The organism is bacterium (assembly GCA_040755795.1).
In the GTDB taxonomy this organism is placed as follows: Bacteria; UBA9089; CG2-30-40-21; order CG2-30-40-21; family SBAY01; genus JBFLXS01.
In genome coordinates this window covers 1-2976 of the sequence record JBFLXS010000456.1, presented here as the reverse complement: position 1 = coordinate 2976, position 2976 = coordinate 1, and the positions used below count along the sequence as shown (strand labels likewise).

Below are 2976 nucleotides of genomic sequence, written 5' to 3'. Positions count from 1 at the left end.
ACACAAAGTCACAAAGGAATTGAATAAAACAATAAACCTTTGTGTTCTTTGTGGCTTTGTGTGAGAAAATAAAAAGGAGATATTTTAGGGTCAAACCGTGAATGTGGAATGCACAATAATTCGGTGAAGCAGAGGAAAAGGAAAAGACAGCGAATCAAAGCTTTTGTCTAACCTTGCGTTGCAGTTGACGGCGGGGGACTGTGCCGGGGTCAGAGTTTTGTGGTCTCTCAAAGTTTTACCACCTGTGCGATTAGACTAATTCATCGCAGAGACGCAAAGGAAAAATAAATGTAAAATGTAAAACAGGAAATGAAAAATGGGAAATTTTAGGACTTCGCAAGACTCATTACCTTTCAGTTATACATTTTCATTGGACATTATCCATTTTACATTTAACCGCACAGGTCGAATCTTTTTATTATTCGTGTTCATTCGTGGTTATATATTCCCTCTGTGTTCTCTGTGGCTATATCCCTGAACGGTTACCAAAAAACAATTCCCTATCAATGAAGGAGGCGTAATTAAAGATGGCGACAAATTTAAAAGTTATATTTTTTGATATAGATGATACACTTTATTCCACGACGGAATTCACTCGTTTAGCTCGAATGAGTGCGATTAGAGCTATGGTAGAGGCAGGTTTAAGAGTAGATGAGTTTAAGGCATTTGAAGAATTAGAGAAGGTGACTAAAGATTTTGGGGCTAACTATGAACGGCACTACGATGAACTTATTGCTCGTTTAAATATAAAATTAGATGTGAATAAATCTATTATTATTGCTACAGGCATAGTTGCCTATCATGACGCTAAGGTAAGAGAATTAAAACCTTTTCCGGATGTAGAATGGGCATTAGATGTATTATCAAAGTGCGAGGAAATAAAATTAGGGATTATTTCTAATGGTATCACCTTGAAGCAGATAGAGAAGATTATTCGGCTTGGATTATTGAAATATTTTGATAAAAAGGCGATGTTTTTTGTCGAAGAAATGGGTATTCGTAAACCCGACCCATTGCTTTTTAGCCGCGCCTGTGAAATGCTTGAAATTGCACCGCAAGAAGCAATGTATGTTGGTGACCATCCGACAAATGACATTGACCCGGCAAATGAAGCTGGATTAATTACTGTTTTTTACCAGCGAGGTGGCAAATATGCCTTTAATGAAGGAAATACCAAACCTCATGCGGTTATTCGTGATATGATGCAATTAGTTTCCCTTTTAAGAGAAAAATATGAAATTACACTTAAGTAATAGTAAGCGTTCAGCCATCAGAGAGCAAAGGTAATGATTTTTGCATACTGATGACTGCTTATTGTTTTCAGGAGGTAAAAAAATGGCCGTCAATGCTTATATTTTAATTGAAGCAGAAGGTGGAAAAGTGGGAAATGCCTGTCTTACCATCAGAAATATTACTGGGGTTAAAAGTGCTAATGCCGTGACCGGGGTTTATGATATTATTGCCTTATTAGAAGCAGAAAACTTAGAAAAATTAGGTGAGATGGTTGTATCCAAGATTCAAACCGTAAATGGTATCCGAAGAACTCAAACGGCAATTATTGTTCCACTTGAAAAATAAGGTAATCAGTAAGCAAGTAACCGGTAATTAGTAAGAATCAATAGTGTCGTGTTGATTAATAACCGATTATGTGCCCCTCTTTTATTCTATAGCCATTGACAAATTCAATCCCTGATAACCTTTTTTTATTAGCAGGCTGAATTTGTTTTATCAAGAGACAACCTTTACCTGTTCCAATTACAGGTCCTTTATCTTTAAGAATCTTTAATACCTCACCAGGTAACCATTCTTCATTTATTATTGCGGTTTCCCAAACCTTTAATAATTGATTTTTATAGTAGATATGTGCTCCCGGGAATGGATTTAGACCTCTGATAAGATTATAAATCTCCAGATTAGTTTTTTTCCAATTAATCAAGCCATTTTCTTTGTTTAATTTTGGAGCGTAACTTACCTGAGAGGTATCTTGTTTTATCCGCGGTGCCTTTTCTTCCTTAATTAGTTTAATCGCCTTTAATAAGAGTTCGGCGCCAGTAGAAGCTATCTTTTGTGATAATGTTCCGGCGGTGTCAAGAAATGAGATTTCTATTTCTTGTTGTAAGATAATATCTCCTGCGTCTAATTCTTCACTTATCCACATAACGGTAACACCTGTTTTAGTTTCTCCTTGAATTATTACCCGTTGAATTGGTGCTGAACCACGATATTTTGGTAATAAAGAGGCATGCAAATTTATACTTCCGAGTTTAGGTATGTGCAAAAATTCGGGTGATAGAATTTGGCCAAAGGCAACGACTATAACTAAATCAGGCTCAAGCCGTTTAACGAGTTCCAATCCTTCTTTATTTTTTAATGAGGTTGGTTGCCAGACTTTAAGATTTAACTTTTGAGCTAATTCTTTCACTTTTGGTGGAGTGATTTTATAACCTCTGCCAGTAGGTTTATCAGGTTGGGTAATGACGCCAATTAATTCATATTCACTTCTGGCTATTTTTTCTAATGAAGGAAGGGCAAAGTCAGGTGTGCCCATAAAAAGGATTCGCATAATGAGAACTCCTTTATTTGTAATTATTTAGTAACTATTCACCACGAAGAGCACGAAGGACACGAAATGGAATTTAATGTCTTGTAATTTTCGGTAGTGTCTGACAATAACTACAATTTTTCCACCTGTGCGGTTAAATGTAAAATGAAAATGTATAATTGAAAGGTAATGAGTCTTGCGAAGTACTAAAATTTCCCATTTTTCATTTCCTATTTTACATTTTACATTTATTTTTCCTTTGCGTCTTTCCGATGAATTAGTCTAATCGCACAGGTCGCAATTTTTCGCAGGGCAAACGCATCTAAATTCCACAATCAACTGTAGTTTATGATTTTACCAGCAGTTATAAAGCATTTAGAGCCTCCAGCCTTAAAAATGTGTTCACTCTTCTGATTTAATCAGCTTTTACGGTT

At 35.9% G+C, this 2976-nt stretch carries 3 protein-coding genes; 2 read left to right on the top strand and 1 reads right to left on the bottom strand.

Going from position 1 to position 2976, the window contains the following annotated elements; translation table 11 throughout:
• Positions 1-527: 527 nt before the first annotated feature.
• A complete protein-coding gene (locus AB1414_18255) occupies positions 528-1253 on the top strand; it encodes a TIGR02253 family HAD-type hydrolase (GenBank protein ID MEW6609358.1) in 726 nt (241 codons plus the stop codon).
• An 82-nt stretch (positions 1254-1335) separates the two neighbouring features.
• Positions 1336-1578 carry an Lrp/AsnC ligand binding domain-containing protein gene (locus AB1414_18250; GenBank protein MEW6609357.1) on the top strand — a complete coding sequence of 81 codons (243 nt, stop codon included), beginning with the start codon at positions 1336-1338 and terminating at the stop codon, positions 1576-1578.
• Positions 1579-1633: 55 nt separating this feature from the next.
• Here AB1414_18250 and fmt read toward each other — a convergent pair whose 3' ends face one another.
• Positions 1634-2563, bottom strand: a complete 930-nt coding sequence (fmt, locus tag AB1414_18245; protein ID MEW6609356.1) for a methionyl-tRNA formyltransferase — start codon at positions 2561-2563, stop codon at positions 1634-1636.
• Positions 2564-2976: the final 413 nt, after the last annotated feature.

Bases quoted from the DNA above. Each gene is read 5' to 3' on its own strand.
- AB1414_18255 (MEW6609358.1), top strand. From the start codon at position 528: ATGGCGACAAATTTAAAAGTTATATTTTTTGATATAGATGATACACTT.
- AB1414_18250 (MEW6609357.1), top strand. From the start codon at position 1,336: ATGGCCGTCAATGCTTATATTTTAATTGAAGCAGAAGGTGGAAAAGTG.
- fmt (MEW6609356.1), bottom strand. From the start codon at position 2,563: ATGCGAATCCTTTTTATGGGCACACCTGACTTTGCCCTTCCTTCATTA.